The organism is Ensifer sp. CCNWLY38 (assembly GCF_037120565.1).
Taxonomy (GTDB): Bacteria; Pseudomonadota; Alphaproteobacteria; order Rhizobiales; family Rhizobiaceae; genus Ensifer; species Ensifer adhaerens_H.
The window spans coordinates 483,399-507,632 of record NZ_JBBBBO010000003.1 but is presented as its reverse complement, the minus strand read 5'-3'; the positions used below and the strand labels follow the sequence as shown (position 1 = coordinate 507,632).

Genomic DNA, 24,234 nt, shown 5'->3' with positions numbered 1-24,234 from the left:
TCGGACGGTCAGTGAAGGCCGCCGACCCCCAATAGCCGCTCAACCGCGCCATGATCCTTCGCCAGCGCATCCGGCGTTCCGCTCCAGGCGATGCGGCCGCGTTCGAGCACTATGACCCGGTCGGCGAAATCGAGCGCACTCTGGATGCGCTGCTCGACGAGCAGGATGGTCATGTCGCCGGTCTTTGCCAGTTCGGCGAAGGCCTTCATCAGTTCCTCGCAGATGACGGGTGCCAGCCCCTCCAGCGGTTCGTCGAGAAGCAGGATCGAAGGCCGGCCGAGGATCGAGCGCGCCGTCGACAGCATCTGTTGCTCGCCACCGGAAAGCTGGCTGCCGAGATTTCGTCGCCTTTCATGGAGACGCGGAAACATGTCGTAGGCTTCCTGGATGGCGCTCTTCGGACGGTTCTTGAGGCCGACGAAAAGGTTCTCCTCGACGGTAAGCGTCGGGAAGACGCAACGCGCCTGCGGCACAAAGCCGAGACCCTGCATGGCGCGCGAGGCGCTCGGCAGCCCGGTCACATCCGTGCCGCCCATGCGGATGCGTCCGTCATAGCGCCGCGTCTGGCCGGCAAGGGTCGCAAGCAGGGTCGTCTTGCCCATGCCGTTGCGGCCGAGCACCGCGAGGCGGGCACCCGCCGGAACGGCAAAGGACACGCCCTCTAGCACGCGCGTCGGGCCGTAGCCCGCGGACAGGTTTTCCACCTCAAGCGGCGTGGCTGGCATTCGCATAGCTCCCCAGATAGGCTTCCCGCACCCGTGCGTCCTTCGTCACGTCCGCTGGCGAGCCGTCGAAGATGATTGCACCCGCAGCCAGCACGATCACGCGCTTGGCGAAGCGGAAGACGAGATCCATGTCGTGCTCGATCATCAGCACGGCGAGATCGTCAGGCAGATCAGCCAGCGCCTGTTCGATGCGGCCAGTATCACTCTGCGGCACGCCGGCGGCGGGCTCATCGAGCAGCAACACCCTCGGCTTCAACGCCAGGGCGACGGCGATCTCCAGCAGTCGCTGCTGGCCATAGGCGATCTCGCTTACCTTGCGGTGCATCAGTTCCTTGAGGCCAAGCTTGCCGAGAAGTTCCTGTACCTCTCCCATGACATCGGACATGCCGAGAAAGTTGCCAAAGAGGCGACCTGCGCGGCCGCTCCGCTGAAGCACGGCAAGCGCAACGTGCTCAGCAGGCGTCATGTCGGCGAAAAGCCGCGTCACCTGGAACGAGCGCACAAGCCCGCGCCGAACGCGGCCAATCGCGTCGACGCCGGTCACGGGCGCGCCGGCGATGCGCACTTCGCCTGAGTCAGGCCGAAGGTTGCCGGTAACGAGATTGACGAACGTCGTCTTGCCGGCACCGTTCGGGCCGATCAGCGCCACCCGGTCTCCCGGCGCCATACTGAGGCTGACATCGTTGGTGACCGCAAGGCCACCGAAGGCGCGCTTCAAATTGCGGACTTCGAAGATCGGCTGCATCACTTGGCCTCCCGGCGGCGGGCAACGAAGGCGGCCGCGGTGCCGTAGAGGCCCTTCGGCGCGAACAAGACGACGGCGATCAACAGCGCACCGACCATGGTCAGCCAATGGAAGGGATTGGCGGCTGAGACCACGTCCTCGAAAAACATGAAGACCACCGTGCCCGTCAGCGCGCCGAACAGCGATCCCGTGCCGCCAAGCACAAGCATGACAAGACTCTCGGCAGACATCGTAAAGGAGAGGCTGTCGAGGCCGACGACCTGGGTGGAGATCGCGTTCAGCGCCCCGCCGACGCCGGCAACGGCGCCGGATATCACGTACATCTTCGTCAGCGCGATCTTCGGCGACGCGCCCATGGAGCGGATGCGGACCGGATCTTCCTTGATACCGCGGCACAGCATACCGAAGGGGGAACGCACGATCAGCCGCAACAGCACGAAGACGACGGCGAGCAGCACGACGCCGAAGACGTAGGCGGTGCGCCCCCAGAGGTCGAACTCGTAGAGCCCGAGAAGCGCCGTCGGAGCGATTCCCGAGAGGCCATCGCTGCCGCCGGTCCAGGAGGACGCCTTGTTGGCGAACTCATGGAAGAGATGGATGAGCGCGATCGACAGGACCAGTTGCGGCAGACCATGGGCGCGCAGGATGACGACGCCGCAGACGAGCCCGGCCACCGCACCGGCCACGATACCGAAGGCCAGCATGGCAAGCGGATCGCTGATGCCGTAATGCGCCGACGCGATACCCGCTGCATAGGCTCCGGCGCCGAAGAGGGCAGCGTGCCCGAGCGTCGCGACACCGCAATAGCCGGTGACGAGATCCAGCGACAGCACCAGAAGTGCGGCGGCGATGATCCGGGTCAAAAGTGCCAGATTGTTGGGAAACAGGAAATAGCCGATCACCGCGACCAGCAGGATGATCGCCAAACCGATGAGGTCTCCACCGCCGAACCGCCGGCGCACGGGTGATGCCGCAATCATGTCGTTCGTCGTCGTCATGGTCATCCCTTGGCCCTCCCGGCAAGCCCTCGAGGAAAGACGCAGATGATCGCGATCACGGCCAGATAGAAGAAGAACTCGCCGAATTCCGGCATGAGGTAGCGGCCGGTCGTATCGATCGCGCCCAGCAGCAGACAGGCGATCAGCGCGCCTGGGATCGAACCGGCACCGCCGACGGAGACCACGACGAGGAAGGTCACCATGTAGCGTAGCGCATAGTACGGCTCGACCGGAAGCAACTCCGCGCCGACGACGCCACCGAAAGCGGCGAGCCCGACGGCGACAGCAAAGCTCACGGCATAGACGATCTCCGTGCGCACCCCGAGGGCGGCGGCCATTGCCGCATTGTCGACCGAGGCGCGCAGCTTCACGCCAAAGGCGGTCTTTTCGATCGCGTACCAGAGGCCGCCGGAAACCGCGAGGCCGCAGAGGATTGCGAAGATGCGGTGCGTGGCGATCGCCCGGAAGCCAAGGTCGACCGACCCCTGCAATTCGCTCGGCAGCGGCACGGTCTTCAGGGTCGGACCGAAGACATAGTTGGCGATGCCGATGATGCAGAAGGTGATGCCGATGGTCATCAGCACCTGGGTCAGTTCCGGCGCGCCATAGATCCGCCGGTAGAGCAGCCGTTCGATCGGCACGGCAATGACGATGGTGCCGAAGATCGCAAGCAGCACGGCAAAGCCATAGGCAAGACCGAGATCCCGCGCCGCATAGGAGGCGATATAGCCGCCGATCATCGCGAAGGCGCCATGCGCCAGATTGACCACGCGCATCAGGCCCATGGTGACCGAAAGGCCGATGGAGATGACGAAGAGCACCATGCCATAGGCAAGGGCATCGATCGCAATGCTGAGGACGGTTTGCATGGGGCTATCCGTTGCCCTTTCTTCCAGTTTTTGCTGCGCCGGATTCGGGGCGACATTATATGCTCAGAGCGGCGCGCTGGCGCCATCGACTGCCGCAAGGTGCTCGGGCACATTGCGCTGCTCAGGCACGTGTTCGGCCGATCTACATACGGATCGGCACCAGGCGGGCGCATTGCGCCCGCCAAGGTTGCCTACTTCAGCGCAGCGAGACCGGGGTCGCCCTGCTTTTCGAAGGTCTGGATTTCCTTGTTGTAGTAGGTGCCGTCATCGGCCTTGGCGACTTCGCGCAGGTAGATGTTTTGCGTGATGTGGCGCGATTCCGGATCGATGGTGACCGGACCGCGCGGGCTTGTCCAGGCGAGGCCCTTCACGGCCTCCACTGCCTTGGCCGCATCCTGTTCGCCACCGGTCGCCTCGATCATCTTGTAGATGACATGCATGCCGTCATAGGCGCCGACCGACGGGAACGAGAGTTCGGCCGGGTTGCCGATCGCCTTGCCGGCGGCTTCGACGAAGGCCTTGTTCTCCGGCGAGTCGTGCGAGACCGCGTAGTGGAAGGTCGTCTGGATGCCGAGTGCCGCTTCGCCGAGCGCCGGCAGGTCGGATTCCTGCGTCAGGTCGCCGGGCGCAAAGAATTTGATGCCGCCGTCCTTCAGACCGTTCTCCTTGAAGGCCTTGACGAAACCGAGCGTCGTTGGGCCGGATGGCAGGAAGGCGAAGACGCCCTCGGCGCCGGAATCCTTGATGCGCTGCATGATCGGCGAGAAATCATTGGTGGCAAGCGGCATGCGGATCGCCTCGACCACTTGCCCGCCGGCCGCCTCGAAACCCGCCTTGAAGGCGTTCTCGGCATCAACGCCCGGGCCGTAATCGCTGACGACCGAAATGACCTTGGAAACGCCGGCGTCCTTGGCAACCTTGGCGATCGGCGTCGAGGTCTGCCAGGTGGTGAACGAGGTGCGCACGACGAGCGGGCTCTTCGTGACGATCGCCGAGGTTGCCGCATTCATGATGACGAGCGGCACGTTCGCCTGGGTAAGCAGCGGCGTTACCGCCATGGCATCCGGCGTGAAGTAGAAGCCGGCGAGATATTGCACGCCTTCCTTGACCACCAGTTCCTGTGCCAGCGCCTTCGCCTGGGCCGGATCGGCCTGCGGCACGTCGCGATAGATGATCTCGATATCGTCGTCGCCGACCTTGCTGCCGTTCAGCGCCATATAGGCATCGATCCCGGCCTTGAAGTTCTTGCCCTGAAGCGCGAACGGACCGGAGAATGGCCCGACAACACCGATCTTGATCGTGTCGGCATAGGCCGCGCCGCTCATTGCCAAAGCCGCGACCGCAGCCAGGATCATCCGTTTCATGTTTCCTCCCTGCGACGCCGATCGCTCCCGAACCCGCATCGTCCTCACAAACCCCGTTGATTTGATAGGCATCAACTTGCCATGCCAAACGGTGATGTAAAAATGAAATATGGGGCCAAAATCATAATCGAGGAGTTATGTTTCCTGCGAGATCAGCTCCAGCCGCCGGCAGCGTATTTAGCGGCGATGCGCTCCGCGTCAACGAGAACAAAATGACGGGGCGGCTCCCATCCGCCGGAGGGTCGTGTCCATGATGGTTTCGGCGCCATGCTTCAACCCGCAAGCGGGACAGGCCAACCCGCATCAGGTTTCCGATGCGGGTTGGCGGTATCCTGGGATGAAACAAAAGTCTGCGCGAGCGCGTTCAGCCGGCACGCATGGCCGCGTCGATGGAAGCCGACAGGATCTCCAGCCCAAGATCGATCTCACCGTCCGAAACGGTCAGCGGCGGAGCGATGCGAAAGACGCCGCCCATCCCAGGGAGCTTGACGATGTTCATGCTGAGACCGCGCCGCATCGCCTCCTCCATGACCCTCGCACCCAGCTCGAAACCCGGAGCCTTCGTCTGCCGGTCAGCGACAACTTCGAGCCCAAGGAGAAGGCCGCGCCCCCGGATATCGCCGACGCATTCGAACCTTTGCGGAAGCGACAGAAGACCTTTGCGCAGCCGCTCGCCGCGCGCAATCGCCTGTTCGACCAGGCCATCACGTTCGACCACGTCGAGCACCGTTACACCGACCGCCGCCGGCAGCGGATCCGAGACATGGGTGGTGTAGAAGAGGAAGCCTCTCTCATGGGCTTTTTGCTCGATTTCCGCCGTCGTCATGACGGCCGCAAGCGGCAGTCCGGCGCCCAAAGTTTTTGACAGGGTGAGAATGTCGGGCGTCACCCCGTCGCGCTGGAAGGCGAACATATGACCGGTCCGACCGATCCCCGTCTGGGCCTCATCGAGGATGAGCAGCATGCCCCGTTCCTCGCACTTGCGCTTGAGTGCTGCGAGATACCCCGGCGGAAGTTCGAGGATGCCTCCGCTCGAAAGAATCGGTTCGGCGATGAACGCCGCGAGGCTGCCGGTCGACTGTCGATCGATCAACGAGAACGCATCGTCGAGTTCCGTCTGCCAATCATTGCTGCCATCCGGGTGGGTGAACCGCGGCCGGTAGGCGTTCGGCGCCGGTATCACGAACGAGCCGGCGGCGGCAGGACCGTATCCCTTTCGGCCGGCGCTATAGGTTGCCGAGGCGGCGGCTCCCGTCATCCCGTGCCAGCTCTGCGCGAAGGCGACGACCTCATGGCCGCCGGTCACCAGCTTCGCCATACGAATGGCCGCCTCGTTCGATTCGGCGCCCGTTGTCAGCAACTGAACCCGGTCGAGCCCCGGCGCAAGCGCGGCAAGGCGCGTGGCGAGCTCGACGACGGGCCTCGATAGCATACCGCTGAAGAGATGGGCGACGGTCCGCATTTGCCGGTCGACGGTCGCAACGATGTCAGGGTGAGTATGGCCGAGAACACCGCTCATCTGTCCGGAGGTGAAATCCAGGACGGCGCGACCGTCCGCATCATAGACGAAGCTTCCTTCCGCCCGCTCCACGATGATCGCCTCGAAACCGGCCCCGTAGCGCGTGAGGTGTTTGTTGGCGGAGGCCCAGAAAGCAGGATCGGAATTCAGCGACATCAGATTGCTCCTCATTGGCGGTTCTCAATGGCTAATGGGAGCTATGGCCTCAGGCAAATTGATAGTATTCCACTCCGGTATCGAATATCTTGATATCATGAGAAATCTCGATCTTGCCTTGCTTCGAAACTTCGCCGTCATCGCGCGGACTGGGTCGATCAGCCTTGCTTCCCAGCAGGTCGGGCGAACGCAATCGACGCTTAGCATGCAAATGCAGCGGCTGGAGGACTTTCTCGAACAGGCGCTCTTCCATCGCACCGGATCGGGCGTGCGGCTGACCGCAGCCGGTGAAAAGCTGCTGGCCCATGCCGAACATCTTCTCGCCGGGCACGATGAGATCCTGGCGGAGATGGAAGGCAAGGGCCTCAAAGGTTCCGTCTCCCTCGGCTGTCCAGAGGATTATTCCATCGCTTTTCTCCCAGGGATCATCGAGCGTTTTCTCGATCAGCACCCGGAGGTCGAATTGCGCATGGTCTGCGCACCGACCACGGAATTGCGCCCAATGTTATTGCGGCGGCAAATCGACCTTGCACTCGCTTCCATCGCCGATGTTTCAAACGGCGAGGTCATTCGAACCGAAGACTTCGTTTGGGTCGGCAAGGCTGCGGAACCGGAGATCCTCGACCGTGCCGCCCTGCCCCTGGCCTTGTCAGCCCCGACGACACTCGACTACCGGGCAGCCTGCGACGCGATGGAGGCGGTCAATCGCCGGTACCGCGTCGCCTTTGCAAGCAACAGCCTCGCCGGCCTCATCGCATTTGCCCGCTCCGGCCATGCAATCAGCGTCCTGACAAGAACCGCCGTTCCCTCCGATCTGCACATCATTTCGGCCGGATTGCCCAAGCTCCCGACGATCGGCATCGCGCTCGAATTTTCCGAACCCCGCCCGTCATCCACGGTAAAGGCGCTCGCGGACCACGTACGGGCAGTGTTGCCCACCATTTGAAGGTGTCGCGTGGGTTGGTCACCGCCGAGAGCCGTCGACCAGTTTGAGCGCGGCCGTTCCCAGGCGCATGGCTGCCGCCCGCAGGGCACCGGCTTCATATCCTGAGAACCCGAGGATGAGGCCTTCGGCGTCGCTTCGCTCCATAAAGGTTTCGGACAGAAGCACCGCGTCGATTTTCGCTTCCGCCCGGATCAATTGCGACAGGCCCGGCGCGAGCCCGTCGCGCGGCCGGACGATCATGTGAAGGCCCTGTTCCGGGACATCCGGGCACAGCATCCCGCAGGACGTGGCGCTGACAATTTCAGCAAGTTCGTCGCGGGCGACACGATAGCGCGTCTGGCTCCTGCGCAGATACGACGCAACCGTTCCATCCGTCAGAAGATCGGCCACGGCGTTCTGCAGGAAAACCGGCATGAACCGGTCGAAGGCGGCGCGCCGCTTGAGGACCCGCTCCAATGCTCCCGGGGGTACCACTAGGTAACCCAGCCGCAATCCCGGAAACAGCGTCTTGGCGAAGGTCCCTAGATAGACGACGCGGTCCGGCGCAAGCCCTGCCAGCGCCGTCAGCGGGGGACCTGAATAGCGGAACTCGCTGTCATAGTCGTCCTCGAAGATCCAGGCGCCGGTCGCGTCAGCCCATTCGATCAGCGCCGCGCGTCGGTCCATCGCCATTTTCACGCCGGTTGGAAACTGGTGCGAAGGAGTGACATAGGCAGCCCTGGCGCGAGCGTTTCGCGCAAGACCCGCCGCAACATCGATCCCCGCTCCGTCGACCGGCACAGGCACAAGCTGCACACCTGCCGCCATGAGGGTTGCGCGCGACACGCCATAGCCGGGCTCCTCGACCCAAGCCCAATCTCCCGGATCAAGCAGTGCGTCGACGCAGAGCCTCAGCCCGTGCTGGGTGCCGCTGACGATCACCACACAGCCTGGATCGCAGCGGATGCCTCGGTTGACGGCCAGGAAATCTGCGATCTGTCGCCGCAAATGCAAGCTGCCACGCGGGTCACCATAGGCAAGGTCGTTGACGCTCGCCTCGGCGATATGGCGCCGGGTGGCCGCAGCCAGCCGCGCAAGAAAAGCCGGCTCCACATGCGTCTGCCCGAGCGCGAAGGGTTTCCGGCTGCCGAAGGCCAGCGGGATATCCGGCGCCGCCACAATGGACGGCGGTGTTGGCAAACTGGACGAGACATAGGTACCCGAACCGTGGCGGGCCTCGATGAGCCCGTCGCTCACCAGGTGCTCATAGGCCGCAACGATCATATTGCGGCCTATGCCAAGCTGGGCGGAAAGTTCGCGGCTCGACGGCAGACGGGATCCGGGCGCCAGCAGTCCGTCGACGATGGCGCTGCGTAATCCGCTATGCACCCGAAGCGCCTGGTTGCGGATCGAGCGATCGAGTTCGATCGGCGGGAAGGCCGATCCCTGTCTTGGAAGAGAAGTGGTTGGCATACGGCTAGCAAAAGTGGACCTATTTCAAACCAATCTGCTCATGCAAACCTTCAGGACGCAAGCCTGAAAGGAACCAGCCGTGACCGAACATTCCACGCCCGCCTACCCCGTCGATACGGTCAACCGCGTCAAGCGTCGCCATGATCGCGGCTTCTACGACCACGAGACCGTGCACAAGTTACTCGACGCGGCGGCACTCGCCCACGTCGCCTATGTCATCGACGGCCAGCCCTTCTGCACACCGACGCTCTTCTGGCGTGAAGGGCGGCGCCTCTACTGGCACGGCAGCAGCGCCAGCCGGATGCTGCGCAACCTGTCGGCGGGCGAGCCGGCCTGCCTGACCGTCACACACCTCGACAGCCTCGTGCTTGCCCGCTCCGGCTTCAACCATTCGGCCGATTACCGCTCGGTCATGGCTTTCGGAACCGCCCGCCTGGTCGAGGACCAGGAGGAGAAACTGCACGCCTTGACGATGATGGTGGATCGGTTCTTTCCGGACCGCACCGCGACGCTGCGCCCGAGCACCGCTCAGGAGATCAAGGCGACCGCTGTCATCGTCATGGAAATCGAACGCGCCTCGGCAAAGATCAGGGCCAAGGGTATCGCCGACGATGAGGAAGACTACGACCTGCCTGTTTATGCGGAGCGCCTGCCCGTGCACACGGTTCTTGGCGCGCCTGAACGCTGCCCGCGCCTGGACGTCGACTTAGTGCGGCCGGCTTCGCTTTCTCCGTATCGATCGGGTCGCCCGTTGGAAGAGGCGCTAACGGAAGCCTATCTCGCCGCCTATGCCAACGAAGCGGACGGCTAACGACGCTCTATCCTGTTTCCCGGAAGCGTTGCGCCGCTCTATCGCTTCGCCTGCGCGGCCCGGGCGGGCCAGCCGGAGGTGGTTTCGCGAACCACCAGCGGTCCGTCGACCTTTATGGTCATCGGACGCATGTGTTTTCCGTGGATCGCCATGTCAATCAGGATTTCGGCGGCCCGCTGCCCCATCTCGTAGTTCGGCAGCACGAGCGTCGAGCGCGGCGGATGGGTGTAGCGCGCCAGTTCCTGGTCGTCGTAGCCCATGACCGAAAGATCGGCGGGCACGCGCAGGCCCTTTTCTTGCGCCGCTTCCATGACACCGATCGCCATAAGATCGTTGCCGCAGAAGATGGCGGTCGGCGGATTTGGCATGGAGAGCAATTCCAGCCCGGCCTCGTAACCGCGCAATCGCAGCCAGTCGCCATCCCGCACAAGCCTCTCGTCGAAGGCGATATCGGCGGAGGCGAGCGCCTGATCGGCCAGGACGACTTCCTCGGCTTCCCGATCCCCGCCTGGATCGCGCTTGCGGCCTACGTCATCGGTTGGCTCGTGCTCGAAAAGCTCCCGATTGGCCGGCATATCCTGGCAATCGGCGACGGTGAGGCGACGGCCGGTCTGATGGGCCTGAAAGTCGAACGCGCGCTCACCGGCGTCTATCTCGCCTCGGGCACACTCGCCGGTCTTGCCGGCGTCATCCTCGCCTCGCAATTCGGCGCGGGCCAACCGACCGAAGGCGTGGGCTGGGAGCTCTTCGCCATCGCCTCCGTCGTCGTCGGCGGCACGCTGCTGTCAGGCGGTTCGGGCTCGATCGGAGCAACGCTGGCCGGCGCTCTGCTGCTCGCCATGGTGTTCAACATCCTGAACTTCGAAAACGGTCTCGGCTGGATTTCGCTCTCCGCCTACTGGCAATCGGTCATCCGCGGCGCCTTCCTGCTCGTCGTGGTCGTGCTTCAGGCCAAGCTGATGGCGCGGCACCGAAGCACCTAGCCCGGGCGCGCCGCAGAGCGCGGCGCCGACCAGAACCTGTTCGACAACGCCGCTCGGCGACCGCCGCCCCGCTTGCCCCGGCCCACGAAGGATCGACGGGTTTGGACGTCCTGATCGCCGGGACGGTTGACTATCGCGCGCCCAAGCATTCTGAATGCCTCTCGTCAAAGTGGAAATGACTGCATCGGACCGCCTGCATGAATGAGATACGTCACCCGAATGAAACGACCGCGACGGCGCCCTCTCTCTCGGAGCCGGAAAAGAACGTCATCATCGGGGGTGTCCTTCTCGCCATGCTTCTGGCCGCACTCGACCAGACGATCGTGGCCCCCGCCATGCCTACGATCGGCAAGGCGCTCGGACACAGCGACTATCTGCCCTGGGTCGTGACGGCCTATCTCCTGACCGCGACGGCCATGGCTCCCCTTTATGGCAAGATCTCCGATATTCACGGCCGGCGTCCGACGATCTTCGCTGCCGTGATCATCTTCCTTGCGGGATCCCTGATAAGCGCGCTGGCGCCGAACATGCTGACGCTGATCATCGGCCGCGCGGTCCAGGGGCTGGGCGGCGGCGGTCTCTTCGCCCTCTCGCAAACGGTGATCGGCGACCTCGTCCCGCCGCGCGAGCGCGCACGCTATGCCGCCTGGATTTCCGGAACATGGGCCGTGGCAAGCATCGCCGGACCGTTGCTGGGCGGCACTTTCGCCGAGCATCTCCACTGGTCGCTGATCTTCTGGATCAACATCCCGCTCGGGCTTGCGGCCCTGGCGATCATCAGCAATCCGTTGAAGAAACTGCCTGTCATAACCAGGGCGCACCGGATCGATGCAGCGGGCGCCACATTGCTCGTCGCTGCAACTGCGCTTCTGCTGCTGGCGCTGAATTGGGGCGGCAGCCGCTATGCATGGCTTTCGCCGGCGATCGCCGGTTTGCTCGGCTGTTCGGTGCTTCTTTGGGGCGCGTTCGCCTTGCGCCTTCGGCGCGTGACCGAACCCCTGATTTCGCTCGAAGTGCTCAGCAATCCGATCGTTCGTTTCGGAACCCTGGCGATGTTTCTGGCGCAGGGCGCCAATGTCGGCCTCTCGGTCTATCTCCCGGTCTACGCGCAGTCGTTCCACGGCCTCTCCGCCGGTGGCTCGGGGCTGATCATGCTCGGCCTGTTGCTCGGCACCGTGTTCGGAGCAACGACCAGCGCGCGGACGATACCGCGCCTCGTCCACTACAAGCGAATGGCACTCGTCGGCAGCCTCCTCAGCTTCCTCTGCCTGGCGGCGCTCGCGGCTCTCGCCGGGCGAACAACCCTATCGGTGCTGGTGCTGCTGACCTCGGGCGCGGGCTTCGGCTCCGGTATGACCTTTCCGGTCGCGACCATTTCCGTGCAAAACGCCGTCGACCAGGCACATCTCGGCGTTGCAACCGGCGTTCTGACCTTCCTGCGATCGCTCGGCGGCGCCCTTGGTGTCGCGATCCTCGGCGCGATCGCGCTCGGCAATGGCCTGCCGCTCGGTGGTGAAGCCATCCAGACGATCCGTGCCACGACCGCCTCGGCACTGCCATTCGCCTATATTTTCGCCGCCTGCACCGCGGCGATGGTGCTGTCGCTCGCGATGTTCCATCTGATGCCGGAGAAGCCGCTGCGCGGCCGCGCCGAAACGGAGATGCCCGCCGCCATCGATTAGAGGCGCCGCAGAAAGCGGCGCGGACGTTTGCCAATCGGTGAGACAGGGCCCGTTTTCAGATCGCCCAATTACAGAGCGAAGGCGCCGCGGAGTTGCCGCGGCGCCTTCGTCGTTTGATCGTTTGGGGGCTCTGCGTTAGCCTGCGCCATTCTGGCAAAGGCCGCTAACGCTCTCCCGGAGACTAGCGCAGCGGGAAGGCGACGGGACGGATCGGTGCGGCATCGGCCCCGCGGAACTTGAGCGACGCGCCAACGAAGGCGAATTCATAAATCCGGTCCTTCGACAACTCTTCGAGATTGATGAGCTCGATGATCGGCGCCCCCTGCTGGGCCAGCAGATAGGTGTGAACCGGGATGTAGTTGTTTTCAGTTTCTGCCGGAAATGCTTCGAAGCTCAGGTTGTCGGCACCGACGACCATTGCGCCGCCGTCTTCGACCAGGAACTTCGCCGCATCGATGCTCAGCCCGGGCGGGTTGCTCATGTAGGCAGACTTGTCTTCGTAGTGCTGCATGCGCCCCGTGCGGATCAGCGCCACGTCGCCTTGCTGGAGCTTGACGCCCTGGCTGTCGAGCGCCTCCTGCAGGTCCTTGCGGGTAATGCGGTAGTTCTCCGGCAGCATCTGCATGCCCTTCGCCGCCGCGACATCGATCAGGACGCCGCGCGCAACGATCGGCGGCAATTTCTCCGCGCCGGTGACGGTCCAGCCCTGGTCTCCGAGGTGATCGGCTGCCGCAAAGCCGTTCCATATCTCGCCGTTCAGGCCGAAGTGGTTCAGCGCATCGATATGCGTGCCCATATGGGCGTACATCGAAACCGCCGAGCCGGAGTAACTGACGTGCTGGTTCATCTCCTTGCCGACCTTCATCGGGTCAGAGACCATTGTGCCGTGCGGCGTGTGGGTCATCCACATCTGGTATGGCGGGTCGCCGGCCGCCTCCCAGCTTGGCATGCCGATGAAATACTCCACGGCGAGATCGTAGGACTTGGCACCCTCGATGCGCGACAGGATCGCAGCGCGCGAGGCGGGCGTAATCAGGTTGAGGCGCCCGATCTCGTCCTTCGGCCCCCAGGGGCTCTTGCCGACGTCCTGCGCGAAGGCCGCGCTCCCCAGCAATCCGGCCACGAGAGTAACCGCCACTGTGCGGCTGAGCGTTGCAGTGTTGAACATTGTGAACTCCTTTTCTGCATTGCCTGAACATCAGGAAACTGAGCTCACCTTATTGCTGGCGGCATTGCGAATAATCAGCGATATGGAGAATAGATATTTTACTCTGGAGAAATTATGGACCTGTTGGCCGCCATGCGCGCGTTTCGGCGCGTCGTCGAGCTTCAAAGCTTCAACAAGGCGGCCGAGGAGCTCAGACAATCGAACGCGTCGATCAGCAAGCAGATCCGGCAACTCGAGGAACGCCTCGGCACCGTGCTCATTCTGCGCACCACCCGGCGCATGAGCCTCTCGGAGACGGGGCGTGGTTACTTCGCCGAGTGCTGCAGGCTCCTCGACGAACTCGACCAGCTGGAGCGTTCGACATCAGGCGAGGCCGGCGAGATCAAAGGCCGGCTGCGGATCAACGCCCCCCTCTCCTTCGGGTTGACGGTGCTCGCGCCGATGCTTGCCCGCTTCATGGCGCTGCATCCGCAGTTGAAGGTCGACATGACGCTCGACGATCACGTGCTCGACGTCGTCTCGGAGGGGTTCGATGTCTCGATCCGCGTGCGCGCAGCACTTGCGGATTCATCGTTGATTGCCAAGCGGCTCGGCGAGGTCGAACAAATCATCTGCGCCGCGCCCGCCTATCTGTCGGCCAGGGGTATGCCGGCAAGCGTGAGCGAGCTCAAGAACCACGATTGCCTCAGCTACCGGCTCGCCGACCAGCCGGGAAGCTGGATCGTGGAAGGTCCCAACGGCACGGCGAGCATCGAACTGCCGGCACGCTTCGTCGTCGACAACAGCCTGATGTTGAGCGAGATGGTCCAGGCCGGCATCGGTATCGGCGCCTTGCCATCCTTCATCGCCAACCCGCTCCTGGCCCAAGGCAAGCTCGTACGGATCCTGCCGCAACACAAACTCGCTGAGCGCGGCGTCTATATCGTTTATCCAACCAATCGATTGCTGCTGCCGAAGGTAAAGGCCTTTGCCGATTTCTTCGCCGGCGAGATCCGGCTGGCCGGGCTCTAGGATTGAACGGTCGCCGGCCCACACGCCCCCATCGCGCCGCCCGAATTAATACCGTCACAGTTGTTACTCCCGCCATTTGATCCGCGGTGCCAAACTACCCTCGATGACGGCGCGATGACCTGCATCCCGGCGCTCTCGCCCGTGCGACGCAGGCATCGTCTAAAACGAGGAGATTGAAAGCCATGACCAAGACAGTCGAGAATGCAACCGACCAGCCCGCCATGCAGAAGCCGCAGGTGGTCTCGCAACAGGCCTGGGAAGAGGCACGCCAGAACCTGCTCGTCAGGGAAAAAGCACACACGCATGCTCGCGATGCGCTTGCTGCCGAACGCCGGCGCATGCCGTGGATGGCGGTCACGAAGGAATATGTCTTCGAGGGACCCGAGGGCAAGGAAAGCCTCCTCGACCTCTTCGCCGGCCGGCATCAGCTGATCGTCTACCGTGCCTTCTACGAGCCGGGTGTCTATGGCTGGCCCGAGCACGCCTGCCGCGGCTGCTCCATGGTCGCCGACCAGGTCGCGCATCTCTCCCACCTCAACGCCCGCGATACCACCTTGGTCTTCGCCTCGCGCGCGCCGCAGGCCGATATCGCCAGTCTGAAGGCGCGCATGGGCTGGACGATGCCCTGGTACACCATCACCGACAGCTTCGACCTCGATTTCGGCGTCGACGAGTGGCACGGCCACAACGTGTTCTTCCGCGACGGCGACCGGCTGTTCCGTACCTACTTCATCAACAACCGCGGCGACGAGCAGATGGGCGGCACCTGGAATTATCTCGACATCACCCCGCTCGGCCGACAGGAGGTCTGGGAAGACTCTCCCGAAGGCTATCCCCAGACCCCGACCTACAAGTGGTGGAACTGGAACGACAGCTATGTCGAAGGCGCCGCGCCCGATCGGCGCTGGGTCGAGATCTCGGACGCCGGCGAGGCAGCGATGCGAAACCAGGACGCGAGCTCGGTGCGATGAGCGCGAGCCTCTCTGCGGGCGCGCGGGAGGTCCACCGGACGGCAGCACGGAGGGCGGCCGATGGGCTCGCCCTCGCAGCGTCGCCGACCTTCGCGCTCATGGCGATTTCGACCAGCGCATGGGGCGCCGATGTCGGACAGATGTTATGTGCCGGCGAGCAGGGACTGCAGTTCGGCGGGATGACCGTGATGTACATCTTCATGAGCGTCTTCCACCTGACCCCATGGCTGCGGCTTCTCCAAACCGGCAAGCGCAAAGCAGCCTAGAGGCGGCCGGTCGACTTATCCTCCGGGCAAGGTATCTCATCGGCCCTACTTGAAGGCGAAGTGGGGCCGATGTTGCAGACACTCAAAAGGTGTGGAAACGACCAGGACCATATGTCCCTGATATCGACGAATGGGCATGCTGTTGATTCTGAGAGGTCGTGACCTCTTTGGATTGAAGCAGGGAACGGCTTCCGCAACGCAAACCCGGCCGTCCGCCAACAGCATCGTCTGTAACGGCTGCCGGGTAATGCCGCGCGAGAACGGTTCCGATAGCAGTATTTGATCGAATCGGGAAAACGAACTTGAGTGTTGCAACACCTCAGCCGACGCCAACACGTTTCAGGCTGCGCCTGGTGCCATCGCTGGTCAGCGCCCTCCTCTGCGCCGCCGCCCTTGCGTCGTCGCTATACTATCTGGTTGGTCCCCAAGGCGTTCCCTCGGAAGTGGCGGCGATCAATCCGTCAGGGGCTCCGGCAGATGCAGGCGCTTCCCCGACTAACCCGCCCAGCTTCGAGATCCTTTACAGCAACGGTGATCAGGGTCTGATGGTTTACGAGGGCTACGTCTATGTCGTGCGACTCGGCGACAAGTTGCCGAACGGTCGTCGGATGATCGGTTTCCAAAAACGGGACGGAAACTGGAACGCGGTGACGCTTTGAGGCCTTATGCCGGCCACGCGTTGTGGATGTTAACTGTTTGTTAACGCTCGCTTGCGAGGCAGCAAGAACCCCCATTTAGCCACGGTTGCCACCCAGGGCGAACTGGCGCAACTCTTTGTTAAAGAGTCGTGAATCAGTGCTTTGGATGGTGCAGAATGATTAACAAGAAGCTACAGGATGAACTGGTCGAACTCGATGAGAGACCTGCGCTCGAGAGCCGCTCGGTGATGAGCGAACGGGCGGTCCAGGGCATCCCCCTGGCGATCGAGGCGGTCATCGGTCGCGCCAGGCTGACGGTCTCTCAGATCTCGAAACTCCACCCTGACGATACGATCCATCTCGACCGCGATTTCGGCGATCCGGTCGAACTCAAGGTCAACGGCATGGTCATCGGCCGAGGGGAAATCGTCTATGACGAATCCAGCAACGCCGTCGGCATCAGGATCATTGATATATCGCCGATCGCGCAACGCTAGATTCAACGTCGCGCATTCCGCGCCGGAGAGACGCGGAGGCCCTTTTCTTCGTACGTTGATCCGGTCTCCACGCGGTTGTCCGTCGATTGCCTGTGGATCAACAACCAGGACGCGCAAGAGTTAATAGGTTGTTAGGACATACCGAACAATTTTAGCCGCACAGGCAAAGCCTATCCTCTTTTAATTCCCGTCCGAGAGCCTTGTTCGGTGTGCCGGCTGGCAGACTGATCCCATGGCTTCGGGTGGCTTAGATCTGGATGCGTTCGGAATGACATTGATCTCTCTCGCCGTCCGGCTGAAAAGCCGGGCACATTTTTCCCTGAAACGAAACGTCAGTGGCAAAAGCGGAGCGGTCGTCGGCATCACCCTGGGCCGGAGAACGCAGGCAAAGCAACGGCTTGGCATCATCATCGCCGGGTTTGCCGTGATCTTTCTGGTGATCATGGGCCGCCTGATCCAGTACGGATTGGAAAGACCAGTCGAAACGGCGTGGATCAACTATGCCAATCACGCCGTGGCCTCCCGTCCTGACATCGTCGACCGGCACGGAGAGTTGCTGGCAACAGACGTCAACATGGTGTCGCTCTATGCCGAACCGCGAAAGATCGTCGATGCGGATGAAGTCGTCGAGAAACTGGCGACCGTCATTCCCAATCTCGATTGGCGTGATACGCACCGGAAACTTCGATCCGGCACCGCCTTCCAATGGTTGCGGCGGCAGCTCACGCCGCGCCAGCAGGCGGACATACTGGCGCTTGGCATTCCAGGCATCGGCTTCCGGCCGGAAAAGCGGCGCTTTTATCCGGGCGGATCGACGGCCTCGCATATCCTCGGGCACGTCAACGTCGACAATCAGGGCCTGCAGGGCATGGAACGCTACATCGATCAGCAAGGACTTGCCGATCTCCGGGCAGCGGGATTGACCGGCAACACCCCGCTCGAGCCGGTCAAGCTCTCGATCGACCTTCGCGTTCAGAGCATCGTTCGGGAAGCGGTTGCGCGCGCCATGATCGACTACCAGGCGGAAGCCGCCGGCGCCGTGGTCCTGGATGTGGAGACCGGAGAAGTCATCGCGATGGCTTCAGTGCCCGACTACGATCCGAACCAGCCTTCGCGCACGCTGCCGGATGGCAATATCGACAAGGAATATGAAAAGGGCTGGTTCAACCGGATGAGCAACGCGACGTTCGAGATGGGCTCGACGTTCAAGAGCTTCACCCTGGCGATGGGCCTGGACGCCGGCAAGATCAGCCTCAACTCCGTGGTCGATGCATCGCGCCCCATCCGCATGGGCGGCTTCACCATCAAGGATTTTCGCGGAAAATATCGACCCCTCACCATTCCTGAGGTCTTTCAGTATTCATCCAATATCGGAACCGCCGCGGTCGCCGACATGGTCGGCATCGAGGGACATCAGGCCTTTCTCACCAAGCTTGGGCTTCTTTCCAAGATGGAGACCGAGCTGCCGGGTGTGGCAACGCCCACGCAGCCGCGGAGCTGGAAGAAGATCAACTCGGTAACGATCTCCTTCGGTCACGGCGTTGCGACCACACCGCTGCAAACCGCCGTCGCCGCTGCCGCTCTGCTGAATGGCGGCACCCTGATCTCTCCGACTTTCCTTCCGAGATCCCCCGAGACGGCGAAGGCACAGGCTCAGCAAGTCCTGCAGCCGACGACGAGCGCCGACATGCGCTACCTTTACAACCGCAACGGCCAGCTGGGCTCCGGCCGCCATGCCCAGGTGCCCGGTTTCCATGTCGGAGGAAAGACCGGCACCGCCGACAAGGTCATCAATGGCCGATACGCCACAAACCTCAATTTCAACGCCTTTCTCGCCGGCTTTCCCATGGATAGCCCGCGCTACATCGTCCTTTCGATCGTCGATGCGCCGCTGACGGGCGAGCGAGGCGGCCGTCAGGCGGCCCACACAGCGGCGCCCGTCGTCCGGGAGATCATCAGTCGCGCCGGTTCCTTCCTTGGCGTCCAACCCCGCTTTGGGCCTGAGCGCGAGCCGCACCTGGTGGCGGACTTCTAAAGCGGTTTGCGGAAAGGAGGCGGTGACGCGGACCGGGAACGGACGCATCGCCGCACCCGCCACCCTTGGCTTCATGCCTCGGCAAGGCTATGTCCATGTCCTATTCGATACGATCCGGTACGGGAGGAGCCTCAGATGCTGATCGATGGAAAAGTCTTTATCGTGACCGGTGGCGGTTCGGGCCTCGGCGCAGCCGTCGCGCGGCGGCTCCATGGCGAGGGTGCCCGTGTGGTTCTTGCCGACGTCAACGCCGAGGCCGGCCAGAAGATGGCCGGGGAACTCGGCATCAACGCCCTCTTCCAGAAAACGGATGTCACCAACGAAGCGGATGGCGCCGCCGCCGTTGCAGCAGCTCTGGATCGCTTCGGCCATCTCCACGGACTGGTGAACTGCGCCGGTATCGCGCCGGGCGAAAAGGTGCTCGGCCGCGACGGCCCGCATCGCCTCGAAAGCTTTTCGCGCGCCGTCGGCATCAACCTCATCGGCACCTTCAACATGCTGCGGCTCGCCTCCGAGGCGATCCAGCGGGAAGAGCCGGGCGAGGACGGCGAACGGGGCGTGATCGTCAACACCGCATCGGTTGCCGCCTTTGACGGTCAGATCGGCCAGGCGGCCTATGCCGCATCCAAGGGTGGCGTGGTCTCGATGACGTTGCCGATCGCCCGTGAACTCGCACGCTACGGCATTCGCGTCGTCGCCATCGCCCCCGGTATATTCGAGACTCCAATGATGGCGGGCATGCCGCAGGAGGTGCAGGACTCGCTCGGCAAGAGCGTGCCCTTCCCGCAGCGCCTCGGCAAACCGGAAGAGTTCGCCGCCCTCGTGCAGCACATCTGCGAGAACCGCATGCTGAACGGCGAAGTCATCCGCCTTGACGGCGCGCTGCGCATGGGCGCGCGCTGATAGGATCAGCACCGGCGCCTCGCCCGTACTCAACCGGGCGCGGCGCCACGCCCTTACCAAGGCAGTTCAGGCGGCTTGATCGGCCATCCTGACGACATAGGCGCAGCGGCGTGCGCCGGCAAGGATGTGCTCGGCGCGCTCGACCTCGACCCCGGGGCCGAGCACTGCGCGGAATACGCTCAACTCCGCCCGGCAGAAGCCCTGGCAGCTCGTCGCAGCGGCGCAGATCGGACAATGGTTCTCGACAAACAGAAGCGTTCCGTCGCCGGGATCCTCGTAGGCCGCCATATAGCCCTCCTGCGACCGAAGTCGTACGAGCACGTCCACCCGTTCACGAAGGCTCTCCATGCCTGTCATGGCGGCGCGATAGTTCTCCCGCGTCTCGTTCTCCCGTGCCGCGATCAGCCGATCGATCGCCGCCTCGCCGAGCGTCTGCCGGATCGTCCTCAACAGCTGGACGGTCAGCTCCGCATGCGTGTCGGGAAACTCAGCGTGTCCAAGTGCGGTCAGCCCCCAGAATTGCGAGGGACGACCGACGCCTTTTGCCTCCGACCAGGACAGAACGAGACCATCTTCGGCAAGGCGAACCAGCTGTTGCCGGACGGCCTCGCCGGTAATCGTCAGACGCTTGCCCAGTGCCGCCGCCGTTTGCGGGCCATGCAGCTTCAGCGCCAGCATGATGCGCTCTCCCGGCGTGCGGCCGCTGCTTTGCTCCGGATTTAACAAGTGATCGCTTGACATATTCCTGCGCGCAGATTTACAAAGAATTGTCTTGCTAAATACACTCTCATCCATTCGCAGACAAGTGATCCGTCGAGAGTGTCCCGCCCGCAAAGGAATTGATCATGGCCTTCGAACTTCCCGCCCTTCCCTATGCACCCGCAGCACTCGCTGAAAACGGCATGAGCGCCGAGACGATCGAATTCCACCACGGCAAGCACCACCAGGCCTATGTCACGGCGCTGAACGGCTTCGTCGAGAAGGACGCATCGCTTGCCGGCCTGTCGCTCGAGGAGATCATTCGTCTCAGCCACGGCAAGGCGGAACTGGCGCCGGTCTTCAACAATGCCGGCCAGCATTGGAACCACATCCTGTTCTGGAAGAACCTTTCGCCCAAGGGCGGCCAGATCCCCGGCGCGCTCGAAAAGAAGATCACCGAAGACTTCGGCAGCGTTCAAGGCTTCAAGGATGCCTTCAAGGCGGCCGCCACCGGCCAGTTCGGCTCCGGCTGGGCCTGGCTCGTACTCGGTACCGACGGCAAGCTCAAGGTGACGAAGACGGCCAACGGCTCCAACCCGGTCGCGACCGACGAAGGCAAGGCCCTGCTCGGCCTCGATGTCTGGGAACATGCCTACTACATCGACTACCGCAATCGCCGGCCGGACTACACCTCGAATTTCCTCGACAGGCTCGCCAACTACGAGTTCGCCGAAGCGGAACTGAAGTCCGCCTGACCGGCTGAAGACCGCCGCGGCGCCGGAACCAGCGCACAGGGCGGTTGATCAGAGAATTTGCGGCAGCCCCTCGCCCCCCGCCTGAGCCTGGGCTTCCGCAAACCCCGTGGCGTCTCCCCGCCGCCACGGGCTATCTCAGTTGGAACAAGACCCATGCGCCAGACATCTCCGCTCTCCGTCGATATCGACGCCCACGCCGATCTGGCCGTGTCGAAACCGGAGTTCGCCGACACCCTGTCGCATCTTGCCGCCACCGTCTGCGTGGCGAGCGCCGGCAAAGGCAGAGACAGTCTCGGCCGAACCGTGACCGCCACCTTCTCGCTCTCCGCCAACCCGCCATCAATCGTCATTTCGATCAAGGCGGACAGTCCACTCGCCACATTGATCGCCACTGAAGAGGGTTTCTCGCTCGCCCTGCTGGCTGAGGGACAGGAGCTGATCGCGGATGCCTTCGCCGGCAAGATCGAAGCGTCCAAGCGTTACCTCGTCGGCATCTGGGCCGACTGGCCAAGCGGACGGCCAAGGCTCCTCGGGGCCGCCGCTGCGCTCGACTGCGTGCTCAGCGCTTCGATGCAGGTCGGGGATCACATGCTGTTCGTCGGAACAATTGTCGCAACCGAGACTTCCATCCATGCCGACCCCTTGATCTGGAGCCGCCGGCGATATCAGTCTCTCGACAGGACTAGATCGTTGCCGGCGCCGCCGGGCAACGGACATGCGACCCTCGCCCCAACCAAGCCTGCGGCCTGAACCAGCGATCGTGTAGGAGGAACGCCAGCAATGCGGCAAGTGCTCGAAAAGCTCTTACAGGACGGCAAGGACGACGCCCTGCTGCGCTTCACGCTCGGCAGCATCTGCCTTCAGGAGGCGGATCTCGAAACTGCCCTTGCCCATGTCGAGCGGGCGATCGCCTTCGACCCGGACTATTCCGCCGCGTGGAAGCTGCGCGGCGCCATCCTGCACAAGCTGGGCCGGTTCGAAGAGGCGATCCAGGTCTGGCGCGAAGGTCGCGTCGTCGCCGAACGGAGGGGCGACCTGCAGGCGGCAAAGGAGATCGGCGTTTTCCTCAAGCGCCTGGAACGCCAGTGCATCGCCGCCAACAGGAACGAATAGCCAGCCCATCACGAGGGTGGAGCGGGGCCGGCAGCGATGCCGAGCCCCATAAGACCACGAATGGTCAACTCACTTGAAGACCGACGGTAGCCAGAGCGACAGGGCCGGGATGTAGGTGACCGCCATCAGCACCGCGATGCTGGCGCCGAAGAACGGCCAGATGGTGCGCATCGCCTCGCGAATGGTTATCCCGCCGACGGCGCATCCGACGAACAGCACCGTGCCGACCGGTGGCGTGTTGAGGCCGATGCCGGCGTTGAGGATCATCACCACGCCGAAATGCACCGGATCGATGCCGAAGGCCTTCACCACCGGCAGGAGCACGGGCGTACAGATGATCACCATCGGCGCCATGTCCATGAAGGTGCCGAGGAACAGCAGGATGATGTTGATGACAAGCAGCACGATGATCGGGTTTTCCGAGATCGCGCTGATCGCGCTGATCATCAGCGCCTGCACCTGCAGGAACGCCATCAGCCAGCCGAAGGACGCCGCCATGCCGATGACCAGAAGCACCATGGCGGTGGTGCGCACCGCCCCCATCACCGCCTCGACGAAACCCGTCCAATCCAGCTCGCGGTAAACCAGCATGGCGACGAGGAAAGCATAGAGCACGGCGATGCAGGAGCTTTCGGTGGCGGTGAAGACGCCGGAGCGCACGCCGCCGAAGATGATGCCGATCAGCACGATGCCGGGGAACGAGGCGAGCAGGTAGTAGAAGACCTTTGCAAAGCCCGGAAACGGCTCGGCCGGATAGCCTCTGCGTCTTGCAACGATATAGGCCGTCACCATCAGCGAAAGCGCAAGCAGCAGGCCGGGAATGATGCCGGCGGTAAAGAGATCGGCAACGGAGACATTGCCGCCCGCCGCGATCGAATAAAGGATCATGTTGTGCGACGGCGGCACCATCAGCGCGATGATCGCCGCATTGACCGTGACGTTGACGGCATAGTCGCGATCGTAGCCGCGCTTTGCCATTTGCGGGATCATCAGGCCGCCGACCGCCGAGGCATCCGCCACCGCCGAGCCGGAGATACCGCCGAAGAGTGTCGAGGCGACGATGTTGACCTGGCCGAGACCGCCGCGAAGGTGCCCGACGAGGCCGGCGGCAAACTGGATCAGCCGGTTGGCAATGCCGCCGCGCACCATCAGGTCGCCGGCAAAGATGAAGAACGGGATCGCCATCATGGCGAAGATATTCATGCCGGAATTCAATTGCTGGAACACCACCACCGGCGGCAGGCCGAGATAGAGCACGGTGGCGAACGAGGCGATGCCGAGGCAAAACGCGATTGGCGTGCCAATGAACATCAAGAGGGTGAAGACCCCGAAGAGGATAGTGTAAGCCATTCAGGCCATCTCCTGCACGACGACATCTGCGGCGACATCGACACCCAGAACCAGATCGATCAAACGCTCGGCGGCAAACAGGGCAATCATCACACCACCGACGATGAGCGGAAAAAAGTCGACCCCTCCCGGCCAGCCGAGAACGGGAATGGTGGCCGTCCAAGTGCCGACGCAAAGAAGCAGGCCGTAGTAGGCCATGGAAGCGCCGAAGATGACGATCAGGCCAAGGCTCGTCAGGTCCATGGCCATTTGCACCGAAGGCTTCATCACATGACGGATGACATCGAGGCCGAGATGCACGCTCTCGCGCACGCCCACCGCAGCACCGAGCATGATGAACCAGGCCATGAGATGGAGGGCCAAGGGTTCAGACCAGCTTGGCGAGTCGTTCAAGACGTAGCGGGCAAAGACCTGCCAGCCGACGATCAACGTCATGGCGACCATGCCAGTGCCGGCGATATAAAGCGACGCGCGGCTTAGCGCCCCGAGAACCGGGCGCATCGCCCGCATGAAACGACGCATGTCTCTTCCTCCTCCGCAAAAGCGATCCAATGGACAGTTGCGACGACCGGCTCCAC

Annotated in this window: 25 protein-coding genes and 1 pseudogene; 14 read left to right on the top strand and 12 right to left on the bottom strand. The window is 63.1% G+C overall.

Annotation, left to right across the window (positions count from 1 at the left end):
- Positions 1 to 8: 8 nt before the first annotated feature.
- The 6 genes from V7S54_RS09420 to V7S54_RS09395 form a co-directional block, all read right to left on the bottom strand.
- Positions 9 to 725 (bottom strand): ABC transporter ATP-binding protein, encoded by a 717-nt coding sequence (locus tag V7S54_RS09420; RefSeq protein WP_336408314.1) that lies wholly within the window; start codon positions 723 to 725, stop codon positions 9 to 11.
- Positions 706 to 1,470, bottom strand: coding sequence for an ABC transporter ATP-binding protein (locus V7S54_RS09415; RefSeq protein ID WP_336408313.1), 765 nt, complete (start codon positions 1,468 to 1,470; stop codon positions 706 to 708). The genes V7S54_RS09420 and V7S54_RS09415 overlap by 20 nt, the downstream gene beginning before the upstream one ends.
- Positions 1,470 to 2,474 carry a branched-chain amino acid ABC transporter permease gene (locus V7S54_RS09410; RefSeq protein WP_442892547.1) on the bottom strand — a complete coding sequence of 335 codons (1,005 nt, stop codon included), beginning with the start codon at positions 2,472 to 2,474 and terminating at the stop codon, positions 1,470 to 1,472. Before V7S54_RS09410 ends, V7S54_RS09415 begins: the two co-directional genes overlap by 1 nt.
- Positions 2,471 to 3,337, bottom strand: coding sequence for a branched-chain amino acid ABC transporter permease (locus V7S54_RS09405; RefSeq protein WP_065376858.1), 867 nt, complete (start codon positions 3,335 to 3,337; stop codon positions 2,471 to 2,473). Before V7S54_RS09405 ends, V7S54_RS09410 begins: the two co-directional genes overlap by 4 nt.
- Positions 3,338 to 3,528: 191 nt before the next feature.
- A complete protein-coding gene (locus V7S54_RS09400) occupies positions 3,529 to 4,701 on the bottom strand; it encodes an ABC transporter substrate-binding protein (RefSeq protein WP_065376857.1) in 1,173 nt (390 codons plus the stop codon).
- 364 nt (positions 4,702 to 5,065) lie between these two features.
- Positions 5,066 to 6,376, bottom strand: coding sequence for an aspartate aminotransferase family protein (locus tag V7S54_RS09395; protein WP_336408312.1), 1,311 nt, complete (start codon positions 6,374 to 6,376; stop codon positions 5,066 to 5,068).
- Positions 6,377 to 6,473: 97 nt separating this feature from the next.
- Here V7S54_RS09395 and V7S54_RS09390 point away from each other — a divergent pair, with 97 nt between their 5' ends.
- Positions 6,474 to 7,322 carry a LysR family transcriptional regulator gene (locus V7S54_RS09390; RefSeq protein WP_065376896.1) on the top strand — a complete coding sequence of 283 codons (849 nt, stop codon included), beginning with the start codon at positions 6,474 to 6,476 and terminating at the stop codon, positions 7,320 to 7,322.
- A gap of 18 nt (positions 7,323 to 7,340) precedes the next feature.
- Here the strand turns inward: V7S54_RS09390 and pdxR are convergent, their stop codons facing one another.
- A complete protein-coding gene (gene pdxR, locus V7S54_RS09385; RefSeq protein ID WP_065376855.1) occupies positions 7,341 to 8,774 on the bottom strand; it encodes a MocR-like pyridoxine biosynthesis transcription factor PdxR in 1,434 nt (477 codons plus the stop codon).
- 79 nt (positions 8,775 to 8,853) lie between these two features.
- Here pdxR and V7S54_RS09380 point away from each other — a divergent pair, with 79 nt between their 5' ends.
- Positions 8,854 to 9,585 (top strand): pyridoxamine 5'-phosphate oxidase family protein, encoded by a 732-nt coding sequence (locus tag V7S54_RS09380; protein WP_065376854.1) that lies wholly within the window; start codon positions 8,854 to 8,856, stop codon positions 9,583 to 9,585.
- Positions 9,586 to 9,623: 38 nt separating this feature from the next.
- Here V7S54_RS09380 and V7S54_RS09375 read toward each other — a convergent pair whose 3' ends face one another.
- Positions 9,624 to 10,064 carry a substrate-binding domain-containing protein gene (locus tag V7S54_RS09375; RefSeq protein ID WP_327078090.1) on the bottom strand — a complete coding sequence of 147 codons (441 nt, stop codon included), beginning with the start codon at positions 10,062 to 10,064 and terminating at the stop codon, positions 9,624 to 9,626.
- Between V7S54_RS09375 and V7S54_RS09370 the strand changes: the two are divergent.
- A pseudogene (locus V7S54_RS09370) lies at positions 9,972 to 10,568 on the top strand (ABC transporter permease); the annotation flags it as partial. The gene V7S54_RS09375 and the pseudogene V7S54_RS09370 overlap by 93 nt on opposite strands.
- Before the next feature lie 197 nt (positions 10,569 to 10,765).
- Complete coding sequence (locus V7S54_RS09365; protein WP_065376853.1) at positions 10,766 to 12,250, top strand: MDR family MFS transporter; 1,485 nt, start codon at positions 10,766 to 10,768, stop codon at positions 12,248 to 12,250.
- A 181-nt stretch (positions 12,251 to 12,431) separates the two neighbouring features.
- Here the strand turns inward: V7S54_RS09365 and V7S54_RS09360 are convergent, their stop codons facing one another.
- A complete protein-coding gene (locus V7S54_RS09360) occupies positions 12,432 to 13,418 on the bottom strand; it encodes a cyclase family protein (RefSeq protein WP_336408311.1) in 987 nt (328 codons plus the stop codon).
- 114 nt (positions 13,419 to 13,532) lie between these two features.
- Between V7S54_RS09360 and V7S54_RS09355 the strand changes: the two genes are divergently transcribed.
- From V7S54_RS09355 to V7S54_RS09325, 7 genes are all read left to right on the top strand, one after another.
- A complete protein-coding gene (locus tag V7S54_RS09355) occupies positions 13,533 to 14,429 on the top strand; it encodes a LysR family transcriptional regulator (RefSeq protein WP_065376852.1) in 897 nt (298 codons plus the stop codon).
- Between the two features lie 182 nt (positions 14,430 to 14,611).
- Positions 14,612 to 15,400 (top strand): DUF899 domain-containing protein, encoded by a 789-nt coding sequence (locus V7S54_RS09350; RefSeq protein ID WP_336408310.1) that lies wholly within the window; start codon positions 14,612 to 14,614, stop codon positions 15,398 to 15,400.
- Positions 15,397 to 15,666, top strand: a complete 270-nt coding sequence (locus V7S54_RS09345; RefSeq protein ID WP_065376850.1) for a hypothetical protein — start codon at positions 15,397 to 15,399, stop codon at positions 15,664 to 15,666. The genes V7S54_RS09350 and V7S54_RS09345 overlap by 4 nt, the downstream gene beginning before the upstream one ends.
- A gap of 302 nt (positions 15,667 to 15,968) precedes the next feature.
- A complete protein-coding gene (locus tag V7S54_RS09340) occupies positions 15,969 to 16,325 on the top strand; it encodes a hypothetical protein (RefSeq protein WP_065376849.1) in 357 nt (118 codons plus the stop codon).
- A gap of 155 nt (positions 16,326 to 16,480) precedes the next feature.
- Positions 16,481 to 16,801: a FliM/FliN family flagellar motor switch protein gene (locus V7S54_RS09335; RefSeq protein WP_057251683.1), complete on the top strand. Its 321-nt coding sequence runs from the start codon at positions 16,481 to 16,483 to the stop codon at positions 16,799 to 16,801.
- A 268-nt stretch (positions 16,802 to 17,069) separates the two neighbouring features.
- Entirely contained in the window at positions 17,070 to 18,836 is a 1,767-nt protein-coding gene (locus V7S54_RS09330) for a peptidoglycan D,D-transpeptidase FtsI family protein (protein ID WP_065376894.1), read from the top strand.
- Positions 18,837 to 18,971: 135 nt separating this feature from the next.
- Positions 18,972 to 19,739, top strand: a complete 768-nt coding sequence (locus V7S54_RS09325) for a 3-hydroxyacyl-CoA dehydrogenase (RefSeq protein ID WP_065376848.1) — start codon at positions 18,972 to 18,974, stop codon at positions 19,737 to 19,739.
- Positions 19,740 to 19,805: 66 nt separating this feature from the next.
- Here V7S54_RS09325 and V7S54_RS09320 read toward each other — a convergent pair whose 3' ends face one another.
- Complete coding sequence (locus V7S54_RS09320; RefSeq protein ID WP_065376847.1) at positions 19,806 to 20,417, bottom strand: helix-turn-helix transcriptional regulator; 612 nt, start codon at positions 20,415 to 20,417, stop codon at positions 19,806 to 19,808.
- Positions 20,418 to 20,584: 167 nt separating this feature from the next.
- Between V7S54_RS09320 and V7S54_RS09315 the strand changes: the two genes are divergently transcribed.
- The 3 genes from V7S54_RS09315 (at position 20,585) to V7S54_RS09305 (ending at position 22,306) form a co-directional block, all read left to right on the top strand.
- Positions 20,585 to 21,193: a superoxide dismutase gene (locus V7S54_RS09315; RefSeq protein ID WP_065376846.1), complete on the top strand. Its 609-nt coding sequence runs from the start codon at positions 20,585 to 20,587 to the stop codon at positions 21,191 to 21,193.
- A 153-nt stretch (positions 21,194 to 21,346) separates the two neighbouring features.
- On the top strand, positions 21,347 to 21,943 hold the full coding sequence (locus tag V7S54_RS09310) for a flavin reductase family protein (protein WP_065376845.1): 597 nt from the start codon (positions 21,347 to 21,349) through the stop codon (positions 21,941 to 21,943).
- Positions 21,944 to 21,973: 30 nt separating this feature from the next.
- Positions 21,974 to 22,306 (top strand): tetratricopeptide repeat protein, encoded by a 333-nt coding sequence (locus tag V7S54_RS09305; protein WP_336408309.1) that lies wholly within the window; start codon positions 21,974 to 21,976, stop codon positions 22,304 to 22,306.
- Positions 22,307 to 22,375: 69 nt separating this feature from the next.
- Here V7S54_RS09305 and V7S54_RS09300 read toward each other — a convergent pair whose 3' ends face one another.
- Both V7S54_RS09300 and V7S54_RS09295 read right to left on the bottom strand, forming a co-directional pair.
- Positions 22,376 to 23,656 (bottom strand): TRAP transporter large permease, encoded by a 1,281-nt coding sequence (locus tag V7S54_RS09300; RefSeq protein ID WP_065376843.1) that lies wholly within the window; start codon positions 23,654 to 23,656, stop codon positions 22,376 to 22,378.
- A complete protein-coding gene (locus tag V7S54_RS09295) occupies positions 23,657 to 24,178 on the bottom strand; it encodes a TRAP transporter small permease (protein ID WP_065376842.1) in 522 nt (173 codons plus the stop codon).
- Positions 24,179 to 24,234 lie beyond the last annotated feature (56 nt).